Annotated in this window: 24 protein-coding genes and 1 tRNA gene; 16 read left to right on the top strand and 9 right to left on the bottom strand. The window is 72.3% G+C overall.

What is annotated here, in order from left to right:
• Positions 1–114 precede the first annotated feature (114 nt).
• Together L1857_RS02675 and L1857_RS02680 are read left to right on the top strand one after the other, a co-directional pair.
• Positions 115–197, top strand: a tRNA-Leu gene (locus tag L1857_RS02675).
• Positions 198–402: 205 nt separating this feature from the next.
• The gene (locus tag L1857_RS02680; RefSeq protein ID WP_162831025.1) at positions 403–2,424 is read left to right on the top strand and encodes a hypothetical protein; all 2,022 of its coding nucleotides are present in this window, start codon (positions 403–405) and stop codon (positions 2,422–2,424) included.
• Here L1857_RS02680 and L1857_RS02685 read toward each other — a convergent pair.
• The 3 genes from L1857_RS02685 to L1857_RS02695 are packed head-to-tail and all read right to left on the bottom strand — an operon-like array spanning position 2,360 to position 5,248.
• A complete protein-coding gene (locus tag L1857_RS02685) occupies positions 2,360–4,003 on the bottom strand; it encodes a hypothetical protein (protein WP_116110434.1) in 1,644 nt (547 codons plus the stop codon). The two genes, L1857_RS02680 and L1857_RS02685, sit on opposite strands and share 65 nt — an antisense overlap.
• 11 nt (positions 4,004–4,014) lie before the next feature.
• A complete protein-coding gene (locus L1857_RS02690; protein ID WP_094003388.1) occupies positions 4,015–4,335 on the bottom strand; it encodes a hypothetical protein in 321 nt (106 codons plus the stop codon).
• A 13-nt stretch (positions 4,336–4,348) separates the two neighbouring features.
• Positions 4,349–5,248 carry a serine/threonine dehydratase gene (locus tag L1857_RS02695; protein WP_094003389.1) on the bottom strand — a complete coding sequence of 300 codons (900 nt, stop codon included), beginning with the start codon at positions 5,246–5,248 and terminating at the stop codon, positions 4,349–4,351.
• Between the two features lie 73 nt (positions 5,249–5,321).
• On the opposite strand from L1857_RS02695, the gene L1857_RS02700 reads away from it, so the two are divergent.
• Entirely contained in the window at positions 5,322–6,203 is an 882-nt protein-coding gene (locus L1857_RS02700) for a LysR family transcriptional regulator (protein ID WP_249464358.1), read from the top strand.
• Here L1857_RS02700 and L1857_RS02705 read toward each other — a convergent pair.
• Complete coding sequence (locus L1857_RS02705) at positions 6,196–6,570, bottom strand: FKBP-type peptidyl-prolyl cis-trans isomerase (protein WP_116110437.1); 375 nt, start codon at positions 6,568–6,570, stop codon at positions 6,196–6,198. The two genes, L1857_RS02700 and L1857_RS02705, sit on opposite strands and share 8 nt — an antisense overlap.
• A gap of 62 nt (positions 6,571–6,632) precedes the next feature.
• The gene (locus L1857_RS02710; RefSeq protein ID WP_116110438.1) at positions 6,633–7,184 is read right to left on the bottom strand and encodes a helix-turn-helix domain-containing protein; all 552 of its coding nucleotides are present in this window, start codon (positions 7,182–7,184) and stop codon (positions 6,633–6,635) included.
• Positions 7,185–7,229: 45 nt separating this feature from the next.
• On the opposite strand from L1857_RS02710, the gene L1857_RS02715 reads away from it, so the two are divergent.
• Together L1857_RS02715 and L1857_RS02720 are read left to right on the top strand one after the other, a co-directional pair.
• The gene (locus L1857_RS02715) at positions 7,230–7,907 is read left to right on the top strand and encodes a B3/B4 domain-containing protein (RefSeq protein ID WP_116110439.1); all 678 of its coding nucleotides are present in this window, start codon (positions 7,230–7,232) and stop codon (positions 7,905–7,907) included.
• Complete coding sequence (locus L1857_RS02720) at positions 7,904–8,944, top strand: trans-sulfuration enzyme family protein (protein ID WP_249464361.1); 1,041 nt, start codon at positions 7,904–7,906, stop codon at positions 8,942–8,944. Before L1857_RS02715 ends, L1857_RS02720 begins: the two co-directional genes overlap by 4 nt.
• Here the strand turns inward: L1857_RS02720 and L1857_RS02725 are convergent.
• A complete protein-coding gene (locus L1857_RS02725) occupies positions 8,929–9,351 on the bottom strand; it encodes a PPOX class F420-dependent oxidoreductase (RefSeq protein WP_116110441.1) in 423 nt (140 codons plus the stop codon). The genes L1857_RS02720 and L1857_RS02725 overlap by 16 nt on opposite strands.
• A gap of 100 nt (positions 9,352–9,451) precedes the next feature.
• On the opposite strand from L1857_RS02725, the gene L1857_RS02730 reads away from it, so the two are divergent.
• Positions 9,452–10,597 (top strand): macrolide family glycosyltransferase, encoded by a 1,146-nt coding sequence (locus L1857_RS02730; protein WP_116110442.1) that lies wholly within the window; start codon positions 9,452–9,454, stop codon positions 10,595–10,597.
• On the opposite strand, the gene L1857_RS02735 is transcribed toward L1857_RS02730, so the two are convergent.
• A complete protein-coding gene (locus L1857_RS02735; protein ID WP_115945108.1) occupies positions 10,594–11,595 on the bottom strand; it encodes an IS481 family transposase in 1,002 nt (333 codons plus the stop codon). The genes L1857_RS02730 and L1857_RS02735 overlap by 4 nt on opposite strands.
• Before the next feature lie 634 nt (positions 11,596–12,229).
• On the opposite strand from L1857_RS02735, the gene L1857_RS02745 reads away from it, so the two are divergent.
• Positions 12,230–12,568 carry an ArsR/SmtB family transcription factor gene (locus L1857_RS02745; RefSeq protein ID WP_116112734.1) on the top strand — a complete coding sequence of 113 codons (339 nt, stop codon included), beginning with the start codon at positions 12,230–12,232 and terminating at the stop codon, positions 12,566–12,568.
• A complete protein-coding gene (locus tag L1857_RS02750; protein ID WP_094003398.1) occupies positions 12,565–13,053 on the top strand; it encodes an SRPBCC family protein in 489 nt (162 codons plus the stop codon). Before L1857_RS02745 ends, L1857_RS02750 begins: the two co-directional genes overlap by 4 nt.
• On the opposite strand, the gene L1857_RS02755 is transcribed toward L1857_RS02750, so the two are convergent.
• Positions 13,050–13,901, bottom strand: a complete 852-nt coding sequence (locus L1857_RS02755) for a class I SAM-dependent methyltransferase (RefSeq protein ID WP_116112736.1) — start codon at positions 13,899–13,901, stop codon at positions 13,050–13,052. The two genes, L1857_RS02750 and L1857_RS02755, sit on opposite strands and share 4 nt — an antisense overlap.
• Positions 13,902–13,944: 43 nt before the next feature.
• Positions 13,945–14,685 carry a FadR/GntR family transcriptional regulator gene (locus L1857_RS02760; RefSeq protein WP_094003410.1) on the bottom strand — a complete coding sequence of 247 codons (741 nt, stop codon included), beginning with the start codon at positions 14,683–14,685 and terminating at the stop codon, positions 13,945–13,947.
• A 75-nt stretch (positions 14,686–14,760) separates the two neighbouring features.
• On the opposite strand from L1857_RS02760, the gene L1857_RS02765 reads away from it, so the two are divergent.
• The 8 genes from L1857_RS02765 to L1857_RS02800 are packed head-to-tail and all read left to right on the top strand — an operon-like array spanning position 14,761 to position 23,132.
• A complete protein-coding gene (locus L1857_RS02765) occupies positions 14,761–16,242 on the top strand; it encodes an ABC transporter substrate-binding protein (protein ID WP_116112738.1) in 1,482 nt (493 codons plus the stop codon).
• Positions 16,242–17,189, top strand: a complete 948-nt coding sequence (locus L1857_RS02770) for an ABC transporter permease (RefSeq protein WP_116112741.1) — start codon at positions 16,242–16,244, stop codon at positions 17,187–17,189. The genes L1857_RS02765 and L1857_RS02770 overlap by 1 nt, the downstream gene beginning before the upstream one ends.
• Entirely contained in the window at positions 17,186–18,016 is an 831-nt protein-coding gene (locus L1857_RS02775; RefSeq protein WP_249464364.1) for an ABC transporter permease, read from the top strand. The genes L1857_RS02770 and L1857_RS02775 overlap by 4 nt, the downstream gene beginning before the upstream one ends.
• The gene (locus tag L1857_RS02780) at positions 18,013–18,783 is read left to right on the top strand and encodes an ATP-binding cassette domain-containing protein (protein ID WP_116112746.1); all 771 of its coding nucleotides are present in this window, start codon (positions 18,013–18,015) and stop codon (positions 18,781–18,783) included. The genes L1857_RS02775 and L1857_RS02780 overlap by 4 nt, the downstream gene beginning before the upstream one ends.
• A complete protein-coding gene (locus L1857_RS02785) occupies positions 18,780–19,544 on the top strand; it encodes an ABC transporter ATP-binding protein (RefSeq protein ID WP_249464367.1) in 765 nt (254 codons plus the stop codon). The genes L1857_RS02780 and L1857_RS02785 overlap by 4 nt, the downstream gene beginning before the upstream one ends.
• Positions 19,544–20,983, top strand: coding sequence for an aldehyde dehydrogenase family protein (locus L1857_RS02790; RefSeq protein ID WP_094003405.1), 1,440 nt, complete (start codon positions 19,544–19,546; stop codon positions 20,981–20,983). The genes L1857_RS02785 and L1857_RS02790 overlap by 1 nt, the downstream gene beginning before the upstream one ends.
• The gene (locus L1857_RS02795; protein WP_094003406.1) at positions 20,980–21,744 is read left to right on the top strand and encodes an SDR family NAD(P)-dependent oxidoreductase; all 765 of its coding nucleotides are present in this window, start codon (positions 20,980–20,982) and stop codon (positions 21,742–21,744) included. The genes L1857_RS02790 and L1857_RS02795 overlap by 4 nt, the downstream gene beginning before the upstream one ends.
• Complete coding sequence (locus L1857_RS02800; protein ID WP_249464370.1) at positions 21,741–23,132, top strand: amidase; 1,392 nt, start codon at positions 21,741–21,743, stop codon at positions 23,130–23,132. Before L1857_RS02795 ends, L1857_RS02800 begins: the two co-directional genes overlap by 4 nt.
• The last annotated feature ends 10 nt before the right edge of the window (positions 23,133–23,142 follow it).

Genomic DNA, 23,142 nt, shown 5'->3' on the forward strand with positions numbered 1-23,142 from the left:
TTCGCACCATGTGCTTTCGCATCGATCCTATCGGGATCCGCGCCCTTCGACACGACCCCCGGTGAAGGGCCCCGAAACGGCCTGCTAAAGTTCTCTTCGCTGTCGCAGCAACTCGGGCGAGTGGCGGAATGGCAGACGCGCACGGTTCAGGTCCGTGTGTCCGAAAGGACGTGAGGGTTCAACTCCCTCCTCGCCCACCCGACAACCCGGGCCCTGGATTTCCAGGGCCCGGGTTTTTTCGTTGCACGATGTATCTCACCCGGTCGCGGTGAGGAGCGCTCCCGCGGCGTGACCCTCCGTGCCGCCATCAGGATGTCTCCGTAGCAATCATTGGTGCTTTGTGACGCGGTGGGGAGCACTATGGTGCGGTAGTTCCGGTGTCGAGTGATGGGGAGCTGGTACGTGCGGAACCGGTTCGAGGGGGACGCCCACAACGCGGTGCAGGTCGGCAACTTCACCGGCACCATGCAGTTCGGAGCGGCGCGCTCGGAGCCGCGGGGGTACAGCCTCCTGCCGCCCCTGACGGCGCACTACACGAACCACGAGGACCCGCTGAAGAAGCTGGACGCGATCTTCGCGCGCCGCACCGGCCGCCCGATCGTGGTGATCGTGAAGGGCCCACCCGGTTCCGGTCGCACCGAACTGGCCGTGCGGTGGGTCCACCGGCACACCGGCGACTACCCGGACGGCGGGCCGTTCTTCGTCCGCCTGGGCGGCGGGCTCAGCGACAGCGACCAGCTGCTCACCGGCTTGCGCACGCTGCTGCTGGCCACCGGTGAGTTCCGCGCCGAGGATCTGCCGCACAGCCTGGAAGGCCTGTCGGCGCTGTGGCGCGACTGGTGCCGCGGCAGGTCGATCGCGCTGGTGATCGACGACGCGGTGCTGGCCAGCCAGGTCCGCGCGCTCATGCCGGACGAAGGAGACTCCGCGGTGCTGATCACGCAGGCCCGCGAGCTGGGGACGCTGCGGGTGCACACCGTTCCGGAGGAGGTGGACATCGAGCCGATGAGCGCGGAGGCGTCCCGCGAGCTGCTGGCCCGGATCGCGGGTGAGCGCCTGGTCGCCGCCGAGCCGGACGCGATCGATCAGCTGGTCGAGGTGTGCGGCGGCTCGACCATCGCGCTGTGCGTGGTGGGCATGATGCTCGCCGACGCGGACACCGACGAGCCCGCCGCCCGGCTCGCTCGGCGGGAGCGGGTCCTGCACGAGCTGTCCCGGGACCGCGAGCTGTCGGTCCGGGCCGTGCTGGACGCCGCCTACGAGCGGATGGACGAGCTGACCCAGCGGGTGTACGGCGTGCTGGGGGCGCATCCCGGGTCCGCCGCGGTCAGCTCCCGAGCGGTCGCGGCGGCGCTCGGGGAGGCCGACGAGGACGCCCGTGACGGGCTGCGCGGCCTGATCCGTGCCCGGCTCGTCACCCGCGCCGACGAGGAACGCGTCCTGATGCTCGGGCTCGTGCGTGACCACGCCCGGACCAAGCTGAGCAGGCCGGTGATGGGCGCGTTGATCGAGCACTACTGGGCGCACGCGGTGTCGGCGGCCCGGGTGGTCAGCCCGGGCCGGATCTGGAACCGGCTGCTCGACGACCTCCGGTTGTTCGACGACCGCGCGACCGCGCTGACCTGGCTGGCGGACGAGCACCCGAACCTGTGCGCCACCGTCGACGAGGCCTACCGCGCCGGGGTGCTCATGCGCACCGCACAACTCGCCCTCGCGTTGTGGGTCCTGCACGAGCGCGGCGGGTACGGCCAGGACATGATCGAGGTGAACCAGCGCGGTGTGGCGGCCGCCGAGGCGCTGCGTGATCCGCTGCTGGTGTCCGTGCTCCGGACCCAGCTGGGGTTCGCCCACCGCCAGCGAGGGGAGTACGAGACCGCCGCCGAAGTGTTGCGTTCCGCGCTGGACGCCGCCCGGGAGGCCGGTTCGCTCGAGGCTGAGGCCACCGCCTTGGAGGGCCTCGGGCTGGTGCTGCTCGACGAGAGTGACCCGCGGGCGGGCGACGTGCTGCGGGAGAACCTGGACCTCGCCGGGCGCATCGCCGACGAGCGCCGCCTCGCGCTGGCCCGTATGCACCTGGCCAAGGTGCTGGAGCCGGACGAGGCGCTGGCGCTGCTCGACCTGGCCCGCGCCTACTTCGCGGCCCACCGGGATCAGGGCAACGTGGTCAAGACCGATCTGTGGCGCGGCCGGAAGCTGTGCGCCGCGGGACGTCTCGCCGAAGCCAGGGAGCTGCTCGGCGGGGTGACGAGTGTCACCGGCTACCACCGCGAACGGGGCGAGGCGCGGCTCGCGCTCGCCGACGTGGCACGGGCCGAGGGCGCCGATCCCGTGCCCGACCTGCGCGAAGCCGAGCGGATCTTCACCCGGTTCGGCTTTCCGCGTGAGGCGGAGATGGCCGCGGCGCGGCTCGCCGGGCTGTCCTGAGCACCGTGACCCGCGCCTGGTGCGGGCGCCCGCCCACCCGTACGCGGAGCGACCCCGGGATGGCACCGACCGGCAGCTGGTAGAGCGCGGACGCGAACGCGTCGGCCGGCCCGGTCAGGCCGTCGAACCGGACGAGCCCGCCGTCGTCGGTGCCCGCGAACCAGCCGTCCTGGCCGCGCGCGAGCGCCAGCGCGCAGCCGGGCAGCGACCGCAGCTGCGCGGAGATCCAGCTCTCCGGATCCCGCGGGTGGTGGTGCACCACGATGTCGGCGTTGTCGAGCAGCCGCGCGCTGGTCTCGCGGACGTCGACCACGAGGTGTGTCCGGTCCGGAGCGCGCCGGGGTTCACGCAGGGAGTCCGCCGGGAAGCGGGTCACCACGGCTTCGCCGCGACGGAACTCGACCCGGGCCAGGTGAGCGCGTGGTTCCGGGATCTCGACCTCCGGCACGGGCAGGACGCGCAGGTCCGCCCGCACGGGGTCCAGGCCGAGGTGGCGGTAGATCGTCTCGGACAGCACCGTGCCGGAGGTGCCGGGCAGCGAGGTGGTGCACGAGGTGATCGCGGCCGTCCGGAGGGGATCGTGCCCGGCGATGACCTCCTCGATCTGGCGGACCGGGTCCTCGGTGAGCCGCGGCGCCACGGCGAGCAGCCGGGCGATCGGGGAATCCGGAGCGACGGCCTCCGCGGGGGCCGAGACGAGGATCACCGGTGTGCCCAGCGCGGCCGAGTAGAAGCTGACCGAGCCGTGGTCGCCCAGGGTGAGGTCGGCGGCGACCAGCGCCTGGCACCAGAACCGCTCTTCGGGGAGGGCGAGGACCCCGGCGCGCCGGCAGTGGTCCAGCCACATCCGCACCTGCCAGGACGAGTGGTGCGCGGAGATGTTGGGGTGCAGCGCCACCGCGATCCGGTAGGCGTCCATGTCCAGGCTGGTCGCGAGGCGCTGGGCGAGCTGCAGGTCGTTGCCGAGCAGGGACTCGCCGCCCCAGGTGGACGAGATCACGATCAGCTTCGTGCCCGGGTCGACTCCCAGTGCCTGCCGGTACGCCTCGCGCAGCGGGAGGCTGGCCAGCATCCGGTCGAAACACGGGTCACCGGCGACGAGCGCCACCTCGCGGGCCTCCGGGCAGGCGGCGGTCAGCCGCTCCAGCTGTTCCTCGTGGGAGAGCACGACCACGGACGGCACGACGCGGCCTTCGTGCGTCAGCCAGTCCGCGGACAGGCCGAACACCCCGCTGCGGCCCTCCGAATCGAGGTACTTGTTGTAGCCCATGCCGTGCGGCACGACCATCAGCGGCGCCTTCACCTTGTGCAGGTCGCCGCCGTAGCTCGCGGCTATCGCCAGGTCCGCGGGGCGCTCCAGGGCCTCCGCCCAGGGCAGCACGTCGATCCCGGCCTTCGCCAGGTACTCGTGCGTGCCGTTGGTGAACGCGCTCGACCCGGGGCAGGTGAAGATCGTCTGCACCCGCGGATCCGTGGCGAACAGCGGCAGGATGTCGAACAGGCGCGTCGCCGCCGTGGTGTTGTGCACGATCGCCAGCACGGTGCGCTCGGTGCGCACAGTGCTCCACTCGACCGACACGACGGTTGATCCTAGAAGCTGATGTTGCCGTTGATGTCCCGCGCCTGCACGACGTTGCCGTGGACCGTCCCGGAGATCTGGTTGTTCGCCCCGTCCCCGTGCTGGCTCCACGCCTCACGCAGGGCCTCGGCGAACCGCGGGTCCTCCCGGCCGGCCTGGTCGAGGCGCTCGGCCAGGACCTCGACGGTCTCCGGCGCCTCGGGCGTGGCGGTCTCCAGCACCGCCGTCGCCTCCGGGTCGTCGGCGAACCGGCGCTTGATCAGCTCGTACAGGCCCTGTACGGCCTTCGTCGCCGCGGCGGTGGCGATGGACACGAGGATCGGTTCCGGCATGATCCCAGCGTAGTCACGGCGTCCAGTCCGCGTTGGCGCCACAGAGCAGAACGCACGGCACCTCCCCGGGCACGGCCCCGGCCAGCCACGCGGCGAACGGCACCGCGGCCGCCGGTTCGACGGCCAGCCGGAACTCCTCCCACAGCCGGTCCCGCGCCGCGACGATCTCCGCCTCGCCCACCACCAGCGACCGCACGTCCGGCCCGGACAGCACCGCGAACGGCACCTCGCCCACCCGGGTCGCGCCCAGCGCGGACGCGGCGATGGAGTCCACCTCCGCGTCCACCGGGTGGCCGGCGGCGAGCGCCTGGTGCAGGCACGAGCACCGCTCCGGCTCGACCGCGACCGTCAGCCGCCCGCCGGAACCGAGCGCCACCCCGGCCGCCAGCCCGCCGCCGCCCACGGCCACCGCGATCGAGTCCACCTCGGGCGCGTCGGCGACGATCTCCGCCGCCACCGTGCCCTGACCGGCCACCACGACCGGGTCGTTGTACGCCTCGACATAACGCACGCCCGGCGCGGCCGCGGCCTCGTGAGCGGCGGCCGCCGCCTCCGCGTAGCGCGAACCGGCCCGCACCAGCCGGGCACCGGCCGCCTCGATCCGCCGGGCCTTGCTCGCCGGCACGCCCTCCGGCACGAACACCGTCGCGGGCAGGCCGAGGATCGACGCCGCCGTCGCGACCCCGATGCCGTGGTTGCCGCCGGACGCGGTGACCACCTGTTCCGGCCGCTCACCGGTGAGCAGGGAGTTCAGCGCGCCACGCAGCTTGAACGAGCCGGTGCGCTGCAGGTGTTCGAGCTTCAGCACGAGCGGACGGCCGTCGACCTCGGCGCGCAGGATCGGGGTGTGGCGGACGTACGGGCGGATGCGCTCCGCGGCGCTGGCGACGTCGGGGACGACGGTGGTTGTCATGTCTCCACTGTGCGCAACCCGGCCGTAAGCCGCCAGCGCTTTCCGATTGCCCGGCATTAGCGATACTTACGGCATGCTCGTCGCCGAACGGCTGCGCGTCCTGGTCGAGGTCGCCCACGCCGGATCCATCGCCACCGCGGCGCGGAACATGGGCTTCACCGCCTCCGCGCTGTCCCAGCAACTGTCCCGGCTGGAACGCGAGGCCGGGTGCGCGCTGCTGGACCGCCGCGCGACCGGCACGGTGCTCACCGAAGCCGGGCGGCGGCTCGTCCGGCACGGGGAAGCGATCGTCGGGGAGCTGCGGGAGGCGGAGCAAGCGCTTGCGGCCCTGCGGGACGAGCCACCGGCGGCGTTGACCGTGGGCACCTTCGCCACCGCGGGGCAGGTGCTGTTGCCGCAGGTCGTGGGCGAATTCCGGCGGGCCAACCCGGCGACCCGGCTGCGGCTGGTGGACCTGGAACCGCCGGACGGCTACGACCTCGTGGTCTCCGGCGACCTCGACCTGCTGATCACGCACCGCTACCCGGGGCGGCGGTTACCGCCCGCGCGCGGCCTGACGCGGGTGCCGCTGCTGGCCGACCGGCTGCGGCTGGTGCTGCCCGCCCACCACCGGGCGGCGCGAACGGACGAGGTGAAGCTGATCGACCTCGCCGACGACGACTGGATCTCGGCCGACCGCTCGTGCCTGGACCTGCTGGCCGCCAAGGACGGGGTGGAGCCGCGGATCGCCTACGAGACCCGGGACTACGCGGCGATCCTCGCGCTGGTGCGGGCCGGGCTCGGCGTGGCGCTGGTGCCGGCGAGCGTGGCGCGCGGCGCGGACGGGATCGTGGTGCGCGACCTGGCCGGGAGCGCGCTGGACCGCGAGGTCTACGCGGTGCACCGCCCCCGGCCGGCCGCGCACACTTCGGCCGTGGTGAGCCTGCTGACGCGCGTGGCGTCGCGGCTCAGTTGACGCCGACCAGGTCCACCACGAAGACCAGCGTCTCGCCGGGCTTGATGACGTTGCCCGCGCCACGGTCGCCGTAGGCCAGGTGCGGCGGGATGACCAGTCGGCGGCGGCCACCGACCTTCATGCCCTGCACACCCTGGTCCCAGCCGGGGATGACGTGCCCGGCACCGAGCGGGAAGCGCAGCGGCTCACCCCGGTCCCAGGACGCGTCGAACTGCTCGCCGGTCGCGTGCGAGACGCCGACGTAGTGCACGGACACGACGTTGCCCGCGGCGGCTTCGGCGCCGTCACCGACGGCGAGGTCGGTGACCTCCAGCTCAGCCGGGGGCGGCCCGGTCGGCTTCTCGACCTCGGGGCGTTCGAGTGCCATGCGTATTCCTCCCTGTCGTTGCGGTCGCTGCACGGTACCCACCGGCCGCGGGCGACGCATGTTCAGCTCGGCACCACGACCACGCCGACGTAGTCGACCGGCTCTTCGCCCAGGTTGGCGTAGGTGTGCGGCTCGTCGGCGGTCATCCGGGCGGTCGATCCGGCCGGCACGGTGACGGCCCGCTCGCCGACGCTGAGGTGCAGCTCACCGGCCAGGACGTGGATGAGTTCGTGGGTGCCCGCGGCGTGGCCCTCGCTGTCGTGCCGTTCGCCCGGTTCGAGGTGCCAGCGCCACAGTTCGGCGGGCGCGGGCGCGTCGGTACCGGACAGCAGGCGGCCGGTGCCGCCGGAGGGGCCCTGCCACAGCACCGTGTCGGTGTCGGTGACCGAGATCGCAGGCGGTTCCCCGCCTTCGAGCAGTGCGGTGAGCGAAACGCCGAGCGCGTCGCTGACCCGGATCAGCGTGGCCAGGTTCGGGTTGCCCCGGCCCTGCTCCAGCGCCACGACCACGCCCTTGCTCAGCCCGGCGCGGGCGGCCAGCGCGTCCATGCTCCACTGCCGCGCCGTGCGGTGGGCGCGGATGTTGCGGGCGAGGGCGGCGGCGGGGTCGCTCATGGTCGGTCACTTTACTGCACCATGTGGTCGGTAGAATGACCGTTCATGACTGACGTGCTGAACGGGATCCGGGTCGATCCGGAGGTCTTCGCGCTGCGGCCGGACTTCGCGGTGCTGGCCGTCGTGGTCGAGGGCCTGCCCAGCGGGCCCAGCGACGAGGACTCGGCGAAGGCGCTGGCCGTCGCGGCCGAATCGGCTGGTGACGATCCCCACGTCGAGGCGTGGCGGGAGGCGTACCGCGCGTTCGGGGCGAAGCCGAACCGCACCCGGCCCTCGGTGGACGCCCTGCTGCGCCGCGCCAGCGCCGGGCTGCCACAGGTCAACCGGGTGGTCGACCTCTACAACGCGGTGTCCGTGCAGCACCGGCTGCCGGTCGGCGGCGAGGACCTCGACTGTTACGTTGGGTTGCCGCGGCTGGTCCGGGCGCGGGGCGACGAGGCCTTCGACACCGTCCGCAACGGCGAGCCGGACACCGAGGTGGCCGACGCGGGCGAGGTCGTGTGGCGGGACGACGCCGGGGTGACCTGCCGTCGCTGGAACCACCGCCAGTGCGTGCGCACCCGGCTGCGGGAGGACAGCGAGCGCGGTCTGTTCCTGCTGGAACGGCTCGAGCCGATGTCGCTGGACGCGCTGTCGGACGCGGCCGACGACCTGGTGTCGCGGCTGACCGCGCTGGCCCCGGGCGCCACGGTGGCCCGCACACTGATCAGGGAGAACGCGTGAACCTCGACGACCTGGCCCCACGCACGCGCGCGGTGGCCGCCGGACGGCCGGACGAACCGGGTGAGCCGCTGAACACGCCGCTGGTGCCGGCGAGCACCTACCTCGCCGGGGCGGGCTTCAAGTACGCGCGCGAGGACGGCACGCCGACCTGGGTGGCGCTGGAGGAGGCCGTCGGCGCGCTCGAAGGCGGGCACGCGACGGCGTTCGCGTCGGGCATCGCGACCGCGGCGGCGGTGCTGGACCTGCTGGACGTGGGCGCCGAGGTCGCCGTGCCGGTCTACAGCTACGCGGGCACCCGCGGCCTGCTCGACCACGCGGCGGGCAAGGGGCGGCTGAAGGTGCGGCGCATCGAGCCGTCCGACCGGGAGGGCTGGCTGGCCGCCGCCCGCGAGGCCGACGTGGTGTGGGTCGAGTCGCCGACCAACCCGACGCTCGACCTGATCGACATCGCGCCGCTGACCGGGCAGCGCGCGCGGGTGGTCGTGGACAACACGTTCGCCACGCCGCTGGGGCAGCAGCCGCTGTCGCTGGGCGCGGACATCGTCGTGCACAGCGCGACCAAGCTGATCGGCGGGCACAGCGACCTGCTGCTGGGCCTGACCATCGCGGCGGACGCGGGTGTGGCCCAGGAGCTGCGCGACGCCCGCACCCGCAACGGCGCGACCCCCGGGGCGCTGGAGGCGTGGCTCGCGCTGCGCGGGCTGCGGACGCTGCCGGTGCGGCTGGCCGAGCAGTCGCGCACCGCGGCCCTGCTGGCCGAGCGGCTCGGCGAGCACTCGGCGGTGACGAAGGTGCGCTACCCCGGCCAGGGCACGATGATCGCGTTCGACCTGGCCGACGCGGCCGCCGCCGACCGCCTGTGCGCGTCGCTGCGGCTGATCCGGCACGCCACCAGCCTCGGCGGGGTGGAGAGCATCGTCGAACGCCGTGCCATGTGGCCGGGCGACGCGCACGTGCCGGCCGGCCTCGTGCGGTTCAGCGTGGGGCTGGAAGACCCCGAGGACCTCTGGCGGGACCTGGCTCAGGCGCTGACCTGAGCCCGCCGGACGAGCGGGTCCGGGTCCAGGTGCCAGGCGTGCACGACACGCGGGTGGATCCGGATCCGCTCGTTGCTGAACCACGGCCCGCCGTACGCGGGCGGCTCGATGCCGGTGATCAGCTCGGCCGTGCCGCGGATCTCGATGCCCCGTCCCCAGCCGGGCTTGATCGCGCCGGGCTCGTCCGGCGTCATGTCGTCGACGACGAACGAGACTTCCGGGTTCTGCTGCAGGTTGCGCCACTTCTGGCTCTTGCTGAGGTCCGGCCCGCCGATGTCGATCGTGCCGTCGTCGTTGAGCTGGAACCCCAGTGGCCGCACCTGCGGACGCCCCTTCGCGTCGACGGTGCCCATCCGGCCGAGGGGCTGGTTCGTCAGGTAAGCGCGCTCGCGCTCGGTGAAGATCATGACTGCACCATAGAACCTCCAGGTAAGTGGAGGTCAAGGAAATCGAGCTGTGGCGCGGCCCGGACCCGGTTAGGGTTCGATCATCATGTCTCACATCGCCATGGTTGGGGTCGCCCCCGTCAGTCACGTTCTGCCCAGCCTCGAGGTCATCCGTGAACTGGTCGCTCGGGGCCATCGGGTCACCTACGCCAACGATCCCGTGGTCGCCCACCTGATCGAGCCCACCGGCGCCGAACTGGTGCCGTGCACCTCGACGCTCCCGGTGGCGGACAACGACTGGCCCGCAGATCCGATCGCCGCGATGGACCGGTTCCTCGACGACCAGATCCAGGCTCTCCCGCAGCTGCGGGCCGTCTACGACGAGGATCCGGCGGATCTCTACCTCTACGACATCGGCGCGTACGCGGCGCGTGCCCTCGCCGAATCGCAGGGGCGGCCGTTCGTGCAGTTGTCGCCGACCTTCGTGGCGTGGAACGGCTACGAAGAGGAGGTCGCCGCGCAGTTGCGGGCGCTACCGGGCGCCGACGCCCACCGCGCGAAGTTCGCCGAGTGGCTCGCCGGGTGCGGTGCGACCACTTTGGACAGCGACGCCTTCTCCGGCCGGTCGCCGCGCACCCTGGCGTTGATTCCGCGGGCGATGCAGCTGAAGTCCGAGCGGGTGGACGACAGCGTGACCTTCGTCGGCCCGTGCCTCGGCGCCCGCGCGGAGGAGGGCGGCTGGACGCGGCCCGCGGACGCCGAGAAGGTCCTGCTGGTGTCGCTCGGCTCGGCCTTCACGCGCCAGGCCGGGTTCTACCGCGAGTGCCTCGCCGCGTTCGGGGACCTGCCCGGGTGGCACGTGGTGCTGCAGATCGGCAAGTACGTCGACCCGGCCGACCTCGGGGACGTCCCGGCGAACGTGGACGTCCGGTCCTGGGTGCCGCAGCCGGCGATCTTGGTGCAGGCCGACGCTTTCATCACGCACGCGGGCATGGGCAGCAGCGCCGAGGGGTTGCACGCCGGCGTGCCGATGATCGCGGTGCCGCAGGCCGCCGAGCAGTTCATGAACGCCGACCGCCTGGTCGAACTCGGCGTGGCCCGGCGACTCGACACGGCGGACGCGACGGCCGAGAGCCTCCGTGCCGCCCTGCTCGAACTCGTCGCCGATCCCGAAATCGCCCGCGCGTCGGCCCGACTGCGGACCGAAACCCGCGCCGAGGGCGGTTCCCCGCGGGCGGCCGACCTCCTCGAGGAGCTGCTCGGCTAGCTGTATGAGGCCGTGACATTGGTGACGCCGGTGTGGAGCCGGGTCGCGGGTGGCTGATCTCCGGCAGCAGTGTGTGGTCGATGGTAGTTGTAGTGGATGTTCCAGATCGCTAACGCCTCGGTGCGTTCCTGCTCGCTGGTCCAGACCCGGGCGTAGAGGAACTCTTCGGCCAGGATCCGGTTGTAGCGCTCGACCTTGCCGTTGTGGCGTGGGGTGTAGGGCGTGATCCGCTGGTGGCGGGCGCCGCGTAGGACGGTGGCGAAGTCGCGGGCGCGGTAACAGGAGCCGTTGTCGGTGACCAGGCGGTGGATGTGGGTGAAGCCGTGGCGGGCGAAGAACGCCCGCGCGCGGTGGACGAACCCGATCGCCGTGCGGGCCTTCTCGTCGGGCAGGGCTTCGGTGTAGGCCAGGCGGGAGTAGCCGTCGATGGCGGAGTGCAGGTAGGTGTAGCGGGCCCGCTGACCGCGGGTCTTGCCGCGGGCGACCAGACGGTCCTGGTCGCTGCCCTTGCCGTGGACGCGCCAGCCGCCGCCGTCGGGGATCTGGCCGGTCTTCTTCACATCCAGGTGGACCATGTGCCCGGGCCAGCGGGCGATGATCCGCTGGGGCGCCCGGTTGGTGGCGCCGGTGGGATCGAGGAACCGGCGCCGGTTGAGACCCAGCTGCAGCAGGTGGCGGCCGACGGTGCGAACCGAGATGGTCACGCCTTCGGCGGCCAGCTCGGTGGCGATGCGACGGGCGGACCATTTCCGCTGTCGCCGTAGCTGCTCGATCCGGGCCACGACCTCGGCTGGGGTGGCGGTGGGATGGCGGTGCGGCACGCTCGGGCGGTCGAGCAGACCGGTCTCACCGTAGCGGCGCCAGCGGTTGACCCACTTGGAGGCGCATTGCCGCGAGATGCCCATCTCGGCGGCGACATGGGCGATCGGGCGGGTCTGGCAACGCTGCACGAGCCGGCGACGGCCCTCGACGGACAGCGGGGCATTACGGTGGTGCATGGACGGGTCTTTCTCTCGGCGGATGAGTGGGTCGCACTTCTCATCCTGCCGCCGAAAGACCCGTCCCCTCGTCTCAAGCCCCCGCAGCCGACACCAACGTCATGACCCGCAACAGCTAGCTGTCCAACCTGTGGAGGTTGGTGACGCGGTGGGTGCGGACACACCAGGACGGATGATCTTGATGTAGGGAGGACCTCCGGGCGCGGTGTGGAGCTGTCCAGGAACCGCACCTCGAAGCCCGGAGGCGTCGTGCCGCACCGTAATGCCTCGCACGGCACGCGAATTTGCGCGGCCGGGGTGCACAACGTGCTGGTCGGTTCGGCATCTCGCGGTTGATCGACCTCGACCCCCACCGGAGAGCTACATCGAGGTCATCAGCACTGCCGAGGGCGAGGAGAACCAGCACGCCCGCGCCGGGTTCGTCCGCCGCGCCACTGCCCCGCCGTCGAATGGGCCTACGCCACGGTCGACGACTCCTCCGCCGAGGGTGTCGCCTCGCTACCGGCCTGGCTCCACGGCTACAGCCACCACCGGCCCCACACCGCGCTCGGCGACCACCCACCTGTCCACCGCGTCAGCTGGTGGGCCCGGACACCCTTGCCACGGGCCCACGCGGCCACTAACGTACAACCATGTGGTTGTAAGTCAACTCGACGACACGGAGATCGACCGGATCTTCCACGCACTCGCGGATGCCACCCGGCGCGACATCGTCACCCGGGTGCTCCGGCGGGAGGAGTCGATTTCCCAGCTCGCCCGCCGGTACGACATGAGTTTCGCCGCCGTGCAGAAGCACGTGGCGGTGCTCGCGCGGGCGTCGCTCGTCGTCAAACAGCGGAGCGGGAGGGAGCAGCTCGTGCACGGCAATCCCGAGGTTCTGCGCAAGGCAGCCCGGCTGCTCGACGAATACGAACGGATCTGGCGCCACCGCGCCCAGGCCATCGCGGACATCCTGTCCGAGGAGGACGAATGACTGTCATCAGCTCGCACAAGGACACCGAGGCGTTGACCCTCACGATCGTCGCCGAGTACGACGCGGCGCCGGACCGCGTCTGGCGCGTGTGGGAGGACCCGCGCAAGCTCGAGCGGTGGTGGGGCCCGCCGAGCTGGCCCGCGACGTTCGAGCAGCACGACTTCAAGGTCGGCGGCCGCTCCCGCTACTTCATGACCGGCCCGGACGGCACGAAGTCCGGCGGCTGGTGGGAGATCACCGCGGTCGACGCCCCGCACCGGCTGGAGTTCGACGACGGCTTCGCCGACGACGAGGGCGAGCCGAACAGCGAGATGCCGGTCATCCACTGCGCGGTCACCCTCGAGGCGAACGGCTCCGGCACCCGGATGACCACGGTCAACTCCTTCGCCAGCCTGGAGCAGCTGGAGAAGCTGATCGAAATGGGCATGGAGGAGGGCATGAAGCTCGCCGAGGGCCAGATCGACGCCATCCTCGCCGAGGACTAGTTCCGGAACTCCCACAGGATCATCGACGGCACTCCGGCGCCGGCGGCCCGCGCGGCCGCCGGCGCCAGTCCGGCCAGCGACCACGGCCACGCCTCCCACGGGCCCGGCTCCGACGCCGGGATTTCCCGCGACGGCGCCACCGGTTCCTCGCACCGGCGCAGTTCGAACCCGGCGGCGAGCGCGGCCCGCAGGTAGTCGCCCGTGCGGTGGCAGTGCGAGCGCACCCGCGCCGGGGAACCGTCCGCGCGGCGCACCGCCGGGACGTGCCCGCGGGCCACCTGCTCCGGGTGCACGTCGGCGATCACCAGGCGCCCGCCCGGCCGCAGCACGCGCGCGAACTCCGCGAACACCGGGCCGAGGTCCGGCACGTGCGTCAGCGCGAGCGAGCACGTGACGAGATCGACCTGGGCGACCGGCAGCGCGGTCAGGGTCCCGAGGTGGAATTCCGCCTCCGGCACGCGTTTCCGGGCCTGTTCGAGCATCCCCGCCGAGCCGTCCACCCCGATCACCCGGTGCCCGCACCCGGCCAGCACCGCCGCCACGCGTCCGGTCCCGCAGGCCGCGTCCAGCGCGACGCCGGGCGGCATCCGGCCGGCGACCGCGCGCACGAACGGTTCGTCGAAGTCGAACGCCGGATTGGGCGCGTCGTACGTGGCGGCCCAGAGGTCGTAGCCCTCGGCGGGATCGACGTGCGTGACCTCGACACCGTCCGGGGACTCGTCCAGCAGCCGCCGGATCTCGGCCAGGCGCTCCGCCACGAACGCGCGGTCGTGCTCGCCGCGGAAGGATCGCAGCAGCGCCAGGCCTTCCAGTCCGAGGACGTAGGCCAGTGGGTGTTCGTACGCCACGCCCGGACGGTAGCGATCACCCGCGATGAGCCACCACGGAATTTCAGTCCAGCAGGTGCTCCAGCACGACCCGCTCGTCCGCGCCGACGTACTCCGCGTAGTAGTCGTACAACGCGCGCCGCGCCAGCCGCGCCGCCAGCGGGCCGTCGCCCTCCTCGACCGCGCGCAGCACTTCCTTGTGGTGCGCCACCGACGCCTCCATCAGCGCCTGCCGGTCCGTCGAGTTCTCCAGCTTGCCCGCGATCAGGTCCAGCACCACGCCGCGCACGACGTTGCCGCACACCACGATCAGCGTGTTCCGCCCCGCCCGCGCGACCACGTCGTGGAAGGCGACGTCGGCGCGGCTGAAGGTGGCGTAGTCGTCCAGGCTCGCGGTCATCGCCGCCAGCGCCGCGCGCAGCTCCGCCAGGTCCTCCTCGGTGCGCAGCTCCGCGGCCAGCCGGTAGGCCGAACCCTCCACGATCATCCGGAACTGCAACAGCTCGGCCAGCCCGAGCGTCTCCGCGCGCGCCAGCCGGTCCAGCGACTTCCGCAGTCGCGCCGGGGACGCGGGCAGGATTTCCGGCCCGCGTGGATCGCCGGGGCGCGACCGGATCACCTCGCCCGCCTGCAGCACCCGCAGCGCCTCCCGGATGGTGGAGCGGCTGACGCCGAACTGGGCCATCAGCTCGCGTTCCCCGGGCAGGCGCTCGCCGGGCCGGAGCCGGCCGGTGAGCACGGCCTGCTCGATCTGTTCCACGATCCGCTCGTACGCGCGGACCGGGCTGACCGGCTCGAACTCCATCGTCGTCTTGACCTTCACCCCGTCTGGTGCAAACCTAGGCTACTGGTCGGACCAGCATACTGACTCGGGGTGAGGATGAAAGTCCGAATTTCCGCGGCACTGGCGCTACTGCTGGTGATCTCGGCCTGTTCCGCCGGGTCCACGGCCTCGGTGAGTTCGGGCCCGGACACCCTCGCCGTCGGGTTCACCGCCGAGCCGGCCAACTTCGACTTCACCCGCACCGACGGCACCGCCATCCCGCAGGCCCTGCTCTACAACGTCTACGAGGGCCTCGTGAAGCTCGACAGCAGTGGCAAGATCGTGCCGCTGCTCGCCCGGTCCTGGACGGTGAGCGAGGACCGGCGCACCTACGACTTCCAGCTCCAGCCCGGCGTGACGTTCAGCAACGGCGCGCTGTTCACCGCCGAGGACGTGAAGTTCTCGATCGACCGGGTCAAGACCGACTGGACGATTTCCATCAAGTCCAAGATGGACGTCGTGGACCGCGTCGAGGTGGTCGATCCGCTGCACGCCCGCGTGGTGCTGAAGAAACCGAGCAACGGCTGGCTGTTCGACATGACCGGCCGCGTCGGCGCGATGTTCAGCCCGACCGGGGTCGCGGACCTGGCGAACACCCCGGTCGGCACCGGGCCGTACGAAGTGCAGTCCCGGCGGCGCGGCGATTCGATCATCCTCGCCGCGAACCCCGCTTACTGGGGCAAGCCACCGGCCTACCGGACCGTGATCCTCAAGTACATCAAGGATCCGACGGCGCTGAACAACGCGCTGCTCAGCAACGGCATCGACGTCATCGCGCAGATCACCGCGCCGGACTCGATCCCGCAGTTCGAGAACGACACCCGCTTCACCGTCCTGCAGGGCACCACGAACGGCGAGGTCGTGCTCTCCTTCAACGGCGCGAAGGCCCCGTTCAACGACGTACGCGTCCGCCGCGCGCTCACCCTCGCCATCGACCGGAAGGCGTTGCTGGACACCGCGTGGGCCGGCCGCGGCACGGTGCTCGGCAGCATGGTCCCGCCCACCGACCCCTGGTACGAGGACCTGTCCGGCTACTACCCGCACGATCCCGCGCGGGCGAAGGCGCTGCTCGCGGAGGCGGGGCAGACGAACCTGTCGATCCGGCTGCGCATCGCGAACCTGCCGTACGCGACGGCCGCCGCGCAGGTCGTCGCCTCCGATCTGGCCGACATCGGCGTCCGCGTCACGATCGAGCCGCTGGACTTCCCGGCGGTGTGGCTCAAGCAGGTCTTCACCGACCACGACTTCGACGCCTCGATCGTCCAGCACGTCGAGGCCCGCGACATCACCACCTTCGGCAACCCCAAGTACTACTGGGGATACGACAACCCGCAGGTCAAGCAGCTGATCGCGGCCGCGGACGCGGGGACACCCGAGGAGCAGGCCGCGAACATGCGCCAGGTCGCCCGCACCATCACCGCCGACGCCGCCGCCGACTGGCTGTTCCTGTACCCGAACGTGGTCGTGGCGAAGAAGAAGGTGACCGGGCTGGCCGCCAACCAGGTCAGCGAGTCCTTCGACCTCACGGGGTTGGGCTGATGGCCGCCGCGATCCTGCGCCGCGTGGCGATCCTGGTGGCCAGCGTGCTGGTGGCCTCGATCGTGGTGTTCGCGTTCATGGCCGTGCTGCCCGGCGATCCGGCGCAGGTCGCGCTCGGCATCAACGCCACCCCGGAGCTGCTCGCCAAGACCCGCGCCGACTTCGGGCTGGACCGGCCGCTGGTCGAGCAGTACCTGAGCTGGATGGGCGGGGTGCTGCAGGGCGACTTCGGCCGCTCTTACGTGACCGGTGAGGCGATCGGGCCGCAGCTGGTCGACCGGCTCGGCGTGACGCTGTGGCTGGTGGGCGCCGGGATGCTCGTCGCGGTCGTGCTCGCGGTGCCGTTCGGCGCGCTCGCCGCGGTGTGGCACCGGCGCTTCGGTGGCACGGCGATCTCCGGACTGTCCCAGCTGGGTGTGGCGGTGCCCGCGTTCCTCGCCGGGATCCTGCTGGTGCAGGTGTTCGCCGTGCAGTTGCGGTGGCTGCCCTCGGGCGGGTGGACGCCGCCGAACGCCGACACCGGCGAGTTCCTGCGCGGCCTGGTCCTGCCCGCGCTGTCGCTCGGGATCGTGCAGGGCGCGGTGCTCACGAGGTACGTGCGGTCGGCGGTGCTGGACACACTCGGCCAGGACTACCTGCGCACCGCCCGGTCGAAGGGCCTGCGCCCGTACCCGGCGCTGATGCGGCACGGCATGCGCAACGCGGCCGTGCCGGTGGTGACCGTGCTCGGGCTGCAGCTGACGACGCTGCTGATCGGCGCGGTCGTGGTGGAGCGGGTGTTCGTGCTGCCCGGACTGGGCAGCATGCTGCTGGACTCGGTGTCCGCGCGCGATCTGCTGTCGGTGCAGGGCATCGTGCTCGTGCTGGTGGTCGCGGTGCTGGTGGTCAACTTCGTGGTCGACCTGCTGTACGTGGTGATCGACCCCCGGCTGAGGGCGGCGCGATGAGTGCACCGGTCACGGGACGGACGTCGCCGACGCTGGTCGCCGGCGCGGTACTGGTCGGGCTGGTGGTGCTCGCGGCGCTGGTGTCGTTCGCGTGGACGCCGCACGATCCGCTGAAGGTGGAGTCGACCGCGCGGCTGCTCGGCCCGACCGGCGACCACTGGTTCGGCACCGACAAGTTCGGCCGGGACGTGTTCAGCCAGATCCTGGTCGGCGCGCGCACCACGCTGTACGTCGGCGTGATCGCGGTGGGCGTCGCCGCGCTGGTCGGCACGCCGCTGGGCATCCTCGCCGGGATGTCGAAGCGGTGGCTCGGCGAGTTCGTCATGCGCGTCAACGACCTGGTGCTCGCGTTCCCCGCGCTGCTGCTGGCGATCATGCTCGGCGCGGTCTACGGCGCGAGCACGGTGACCGCGATGATCGCGATCGGCGTCGCGACCATCCCGTCGTTCGCTCGGGTGGCCCGCTCCGGCACGTTGCAGGTGATGAGCACCGAGTACGTGCTCGCGGCGCGGTCGGCGGGCCGGTCGCGGTTCTTCATCGCGCGGCGGCACGTGCTGCCCAACATCGGCGGGCTGGTGACCGTGCAGTGCTCGGTGTCGTTCGGCATCGCGGTGCTGGCCGAGGCGGCGCTGTCGTTCCTCGGGTTCGGCACCCGGCCGCCGACGCCGTCCTGGGGCCGGATGCTGCAGGAGTCGCAGGAGCTGCTGACCGTGCAGCCGCGGCTCGCGCTGGTGCCGGGCCTGGCGATCGCGATCGCGGTGCTCGGGTTCAACCTGCTCGGCGACGGTCTGCGGGACCGTCTGGACCCCCGGCTGGAGCGGCGATGACCCTCGAAGTGTCCGAACTGTCGGTGCACGCCGGCGCGCAGCCGCTGGTGCGCGAGGTGTCGTTCACCGTCGGCCGGGGTGAGCGGGTCGGGCTGATCGGCGAGTCCGGGTCCGGCAAGTCGCTGACCGCGTCCGCGGTGATGGGCCTGCTGCCGGAGGGACTGCACGCGACCGGTTCGGCGAAGCTGACCGGCACCGAGCTGCTGGGCGCGTCCGAGCGCGAGTTGTCGCGGCGCCGCGGACGGGACCTGGCGATGGTGTTCCAGGAGCCGATGACCGCGCTGAACCCGCTGATGCGCGTGGGCCGCCAGGTCGCCGAGTCGATCCGGCTGCACACCGGCAAGTCCCGGCGCGCGGCACAGCAGGACGCGGTCGCGTTGCTGGACGCGGTGAAGCTGCCCGATCCGGCCCAGCTCGCGCGGGCCTACCCGCACCAGCTCTCCGGCGGGCAGCGGCAGCGGGTGATGCTGGCGATCGCGCTGGCCAACGACCCGGCGCTGCTGATCTGCGACGAGCCGACCACCGCGCTGGACGTGACGGTGCAGGCGCAGGTGCTCGACCTGATCCTGACCGGGGTCGCGGAGCGGGAGACCGCGTTGCTGTTCATCACGCACGACCTCGCGGTGGTGGCGAAGGTGTGCACGCGGGTGCTCGTGATGTACGAGGGCCGGGTGGTGGAGGAGGGGTCCACTTCGGACGTTCTCACCCAGCCGCGGCACGACTACACGAAGAAGCTGCTGGCCGCGTCGGACCTGGAGGCGGCGTGATCGAACTGCGGGACGTCCACCGCCGCTACCGGCGGCCGCGTGAGGTGCACGCGCTGCGCGGGGTGTCGTTCACCGTCGAGGCCGGGCGGCGGTTCGGCATCGTCGGCGAGTCCGGCTCCGGCAAGTCCACGCTCGTCCGCCTGCTGGCCGGGCTGGACCGGCCCACCTCCGGCGAGATCTCCTTCGAGGGCAAGCGGATCGACGGCCTGCCCGAGCGGAAGCTGGGCTTCCTCCGCGAGGCGCTGCAGGTCGTGTTCCAGGACCCGATGGGCTCGCTCGACCCGCGGATGCGCGTGCGGGACATCATCTCCGAGCCACTGGGCCGCCGCGATCCGGACCGCGTCGCGGAGCTGCTGACCGCGGTCGGACTGCCCGCGGACGCGGCCGGCCGGTACCCGCACCAGTTCTCCGGCGGGCAGCGGCAGCGCATCTCGATCGCCCGCGCGCTCGCGCCGCGGCCGCGCGTGCTGATCGCGGACGAGCCGGTCAGCGCGCTGGACGTGTCGGTGCGCAAACAGATCCTCGACCTCCTCGCCGAGCTGACCGAGCGTTTCGCGCTGACGCTCGTGTTCGTTTCGCACGACCTCGCCGTGGTACGCCGGGTCTGCGACACGGTCGCCGTGATGCGGCGCGGGGAGCTCGTCGAGCTGGGCGCGGTGGAACAGGTCTACGACGATCCGCGACATCCCTACACGCGGGAACTCGTGGCGGCGGCGCCGAACCTGCGTGCGGAACTGGCCAGGCTGCAGGGAGGACGATGATGTTCGACCCCTATCCCGACGGGCTGCCGATCGGGTCCGACTGGGTGTCCACACCGGACACCACGGAGATCAGGTTCCCCTACGACGGCTGCGTGGTGGCGCGGGCGCCGGTGGGCACGGCCGAGCTGGCGCACCTCGCGGTCAGCGAGGCCGTGCTGGTCGCGCGGGAGGTGGCGAAGCTGCCGTCGCACGTGCGCCGCGAGGTCCTGCTGGGCGTGCACCGGTCGCTGCTGGAGTGGCGCGACGAGCTGGAGGGGCTGCTGGTCGTGGAGACCGGCAAACCGCTCGTCGACTGCCGCGTCGAGGTGGCCCGCACGCTGGTGACCTGGCAGGCCGCCGCCGAGGAGGTCGCCCGGCTGCACGGCGAGACCGTGCCGCTGGACGTGGCTCCCTCCGGCGAGGGGCTGACCGGGTTCTGGGTGCGCAAGCCGATCGGTGTGGTGGTCGGCATCGCCGGGTTCAACTACCCGTTGTTGCTCGCCTCGCACAAGATCGCCCCGGCGATCGCGGCCGGGTGCCCGGTGATCGTGAAACCGGCGCCGCAGACGCCGCTGTCGACGCTGTGGCTGGTGCACCTCGTGCGTGAGGCGGCGGCCGCGGTCGGCGCGCCGCTGTCGATGGTCCAGCTGGTCACCGGGGACGCCGGGGTCGGATCGGCGCTGGTCACCGACCCGCGGATCGGCGCGGTGTCGTTCACCGGCTCGGCGGCGGTCGGGCACCGGATCGCGCGGGACGCCGCGCCCCGCAAGACGTTGCTGGAGCTGGGCTCGAACGCCGCGCTGGTGGTGGCCGCGGACGCGGACCTGGACGCGGCGGTGGACGCCGTGCTGCGCGGCGGGTTCTACGCGTCCGGGCAGGCGTGCATCTCGGTGCAGCGGCTGCTGGTCGTGGACGCGGTGGCGGAGGAGTTCACCGAGCGCCTGCTGGCCCGGCTGCCGGAGGTCGTCATCGGGGACCCGCGGGACGAGAAGACGCGGGTGTCGGCGCTGATCGACGAACGGTCCACCCGTCGCGTGCTCGACTGGATCTCCGCGGCGGTCGCGGCGGGCGCGAAGGTGGCCGCGGGCGGCGACGCGGTCGACGGGATCGTCCGGCCGACCGTGCTGACCGACGTGCCCGACGGCGTGGACTGCTGGGACGAGGAGATCTTCGGGCCGGTGGTGTGCCTGCGCCGGGTGCCCGACGTCGAGACGGCGTTCGCGCTGGTCAACGACTCGCGGTACGGGCTGCACGCGAGCGTGTTCACCCGCTCGCTGCGCACGACCGTGCGGGCGATCGACGAACTGGAGGTCGGTGGGGTCGTGGTGAACGAGGTGCCCGGGTTCCGGTCGGACATCATGCCGTACGGCGGCGTGAAGGACTCCGGCATCGGACGCGAGGGGCCGCGGTTCGCGATCGAGGAGCTGACCGTGACCCGGATGGCGGTGATCCGGGCGTGAACTACGAGAAGCTGTTCCGGCTCGACGGGAAGCGGGCCGTGGTGGTCGGCGCGGGCAGCGGCATCGGCCGGGAGTCGGCGCTCGCCCTGGCCGCGCACGGCGCCGAGGTGATCTGCGCCGACCGCAACGCCGGTGCCGCGGACGAGACCGCGCGGGAGATCCGGGGTGAGTCCTACGAGATCGACGTGCTGGACTCGGCGGCCGTCGAGCGGGCGGCGGCGGAGCTCGGCGCGGTGGACGTCGTCGTGCTGACCGCGGCGACCAACGTGCGCAAACGGCTGCTGGACTACCGGCGCGAGGAGTTCGACCGGGTCGTCGCGCTCAACCTGGGCGCCACGTTCGATGTCGTCCGGGCCTTCGGCGCGGGCATGGTCGAGCGCGGGCGGGGCAGCATCATCGGGTTCTCCTCGATCCGCGGCACCACCGTCGAACCAGGTCAGGGGCCGTACGCGGCGACCAAGGCCGGGCTCGTGCAGCTGTTCCGGACCGCCGCGGCCGAGTTCGGCCCGGCCGGGGTGCGGGTCAACGCGATCGCGCCCGGCGTGGTCGAAACCCCGCTGACCGAGCAGATCAAGGCCAGCCCCGACTGGTACGCCGCGTACGCCGGCAAGAGTGCGCTCGGCCGCTGGGCCAAGGCGTCCGAGCTGGCCGGGGCCGTCGTCTACCTGGCCTCCGACGCCGCGAGCTTCGTCACCGGGGCCGTGCTGGCCGTCGACGGTGGCTGGACCGCGGTCGACGGCCGCTACACACCGCCGGAATGAGGAGGGACCCCGTGGAGCCGACCGGCCTGTCCGCGACCGAACTGCTCGCCGCCTACCGCGCCGGGACGTTGTCCCCGGTCGAGGTCACCGAGGCGGTGCTGACCCGCATCGACGCGCTCGAACCGTCCCTGCACGCGCTCTACGCCTACGACCCGGCGCAGGCACGGGACGCGGCGAAGGCGTCCGAGCAGCGGTGGACCGCGGGCGAGGCGGGGGCGCTCGACGGCGTGCCGCTCACGTTGAAGGAGAACATCGCGACCCGGGGGACGCCGGTGCCGCTGGGCACCGCGGCGACCGAGCTGGTCCCGGCCCCGGCGGACGCGCCCGCCGCCGCCCGCGTCCGCGAGGCCGGCGCGGTGATGCTCGGCAAGACCACCATGCCCGACTACGGCATGCTGACCTCGGGGTTGTCCAGCTTCCACGCCGCGAGCCGCAACCCGTGGGACCTGTCGCGGACGCCCGGCGGGTCGAGCGCGGGCGCCGCCGCCGCGGCCGCCGCCGGGTACGGGCCGCTGCACGTGGGCACCGACATCGGCGGGTCGATCCGGCTGCCTGCCGGGTGGTGCGGACTGGTCGGGCTCAAGCCGAGCTTCGGGCGGGTGCCGGTGCACCCGCCGTTCCCCGGGCGGGTGGTCGGCCCGATGACGCGGACGGTGGCGGACGCGGCGTTGCTGATGGGCGTGTTGTCCGCGCCGGACAGCCGGGACCACCTGAGCCTGCCGCCGGCGGAAATCGCCTGGTCACAGTTGGATTTCGACGTCACCGGACTGCGGCTCGGGCTGCAGCTGGACGCCGGGGCCGGGCTGCCGGTGGAGGACGACGTGCGGGCCGCGGTGCTCGACGCGGCGCGGCGGTTCGAGGCAGCCGGCGCGATCGTCGAACCGGTCGAACCGTTCCTGACCAGGGAGATGCTGGACGGGCTGGACGACTTCTGGCGCGTGCGGGCGTGGTGCGACATCAGCGCGCTCCCACCGGAACGGCAGGCGCTGGTGCTGCCCTACATCGCGGCCTGGGCGCAGGGCGGCGCGGAGGTCTCCGGCGTCGCGGCCTACCGCGGGTTCGCCCAGATGGACACGATCGCCGTCGCCGCGTTGCGGGCCGGTGAGCCGTACGACTTCGTGCTGTCGCCGACCTGCCCGGTGTCCGCCCCGCCCGCCGAGTGGGCCTCGCCGACGAACGACCCGGCGCGGCCGTTCGAACACATCGCGTTCACCGTGCCCTACAACATGTCCGGGCAGCCCGCGGTGTCGTTGAACTGCGGTTATACGAGTGAGGGACAGCCGGTCGGGCTGCAGATCGCCGGACGGCGGTTCGACGACCTCGGTGTGCTGCAGGTGGCTGCAGCATTCGAAGGAATTCGCGATCCGCAGCGGTCGCCGGGGGTGTGATTACGCGCCA

The organism is Amycolatopsis thermalba (assembly GCF_023376025.1).
Classification (GTDB): domain Bacteria; phylum Actinomycetota; class Actinomycetes; order Mycobacteriales; family Pseudonocardiaceae; genus Amycolatopsis_E; species Amycolatopsis_E thermalba.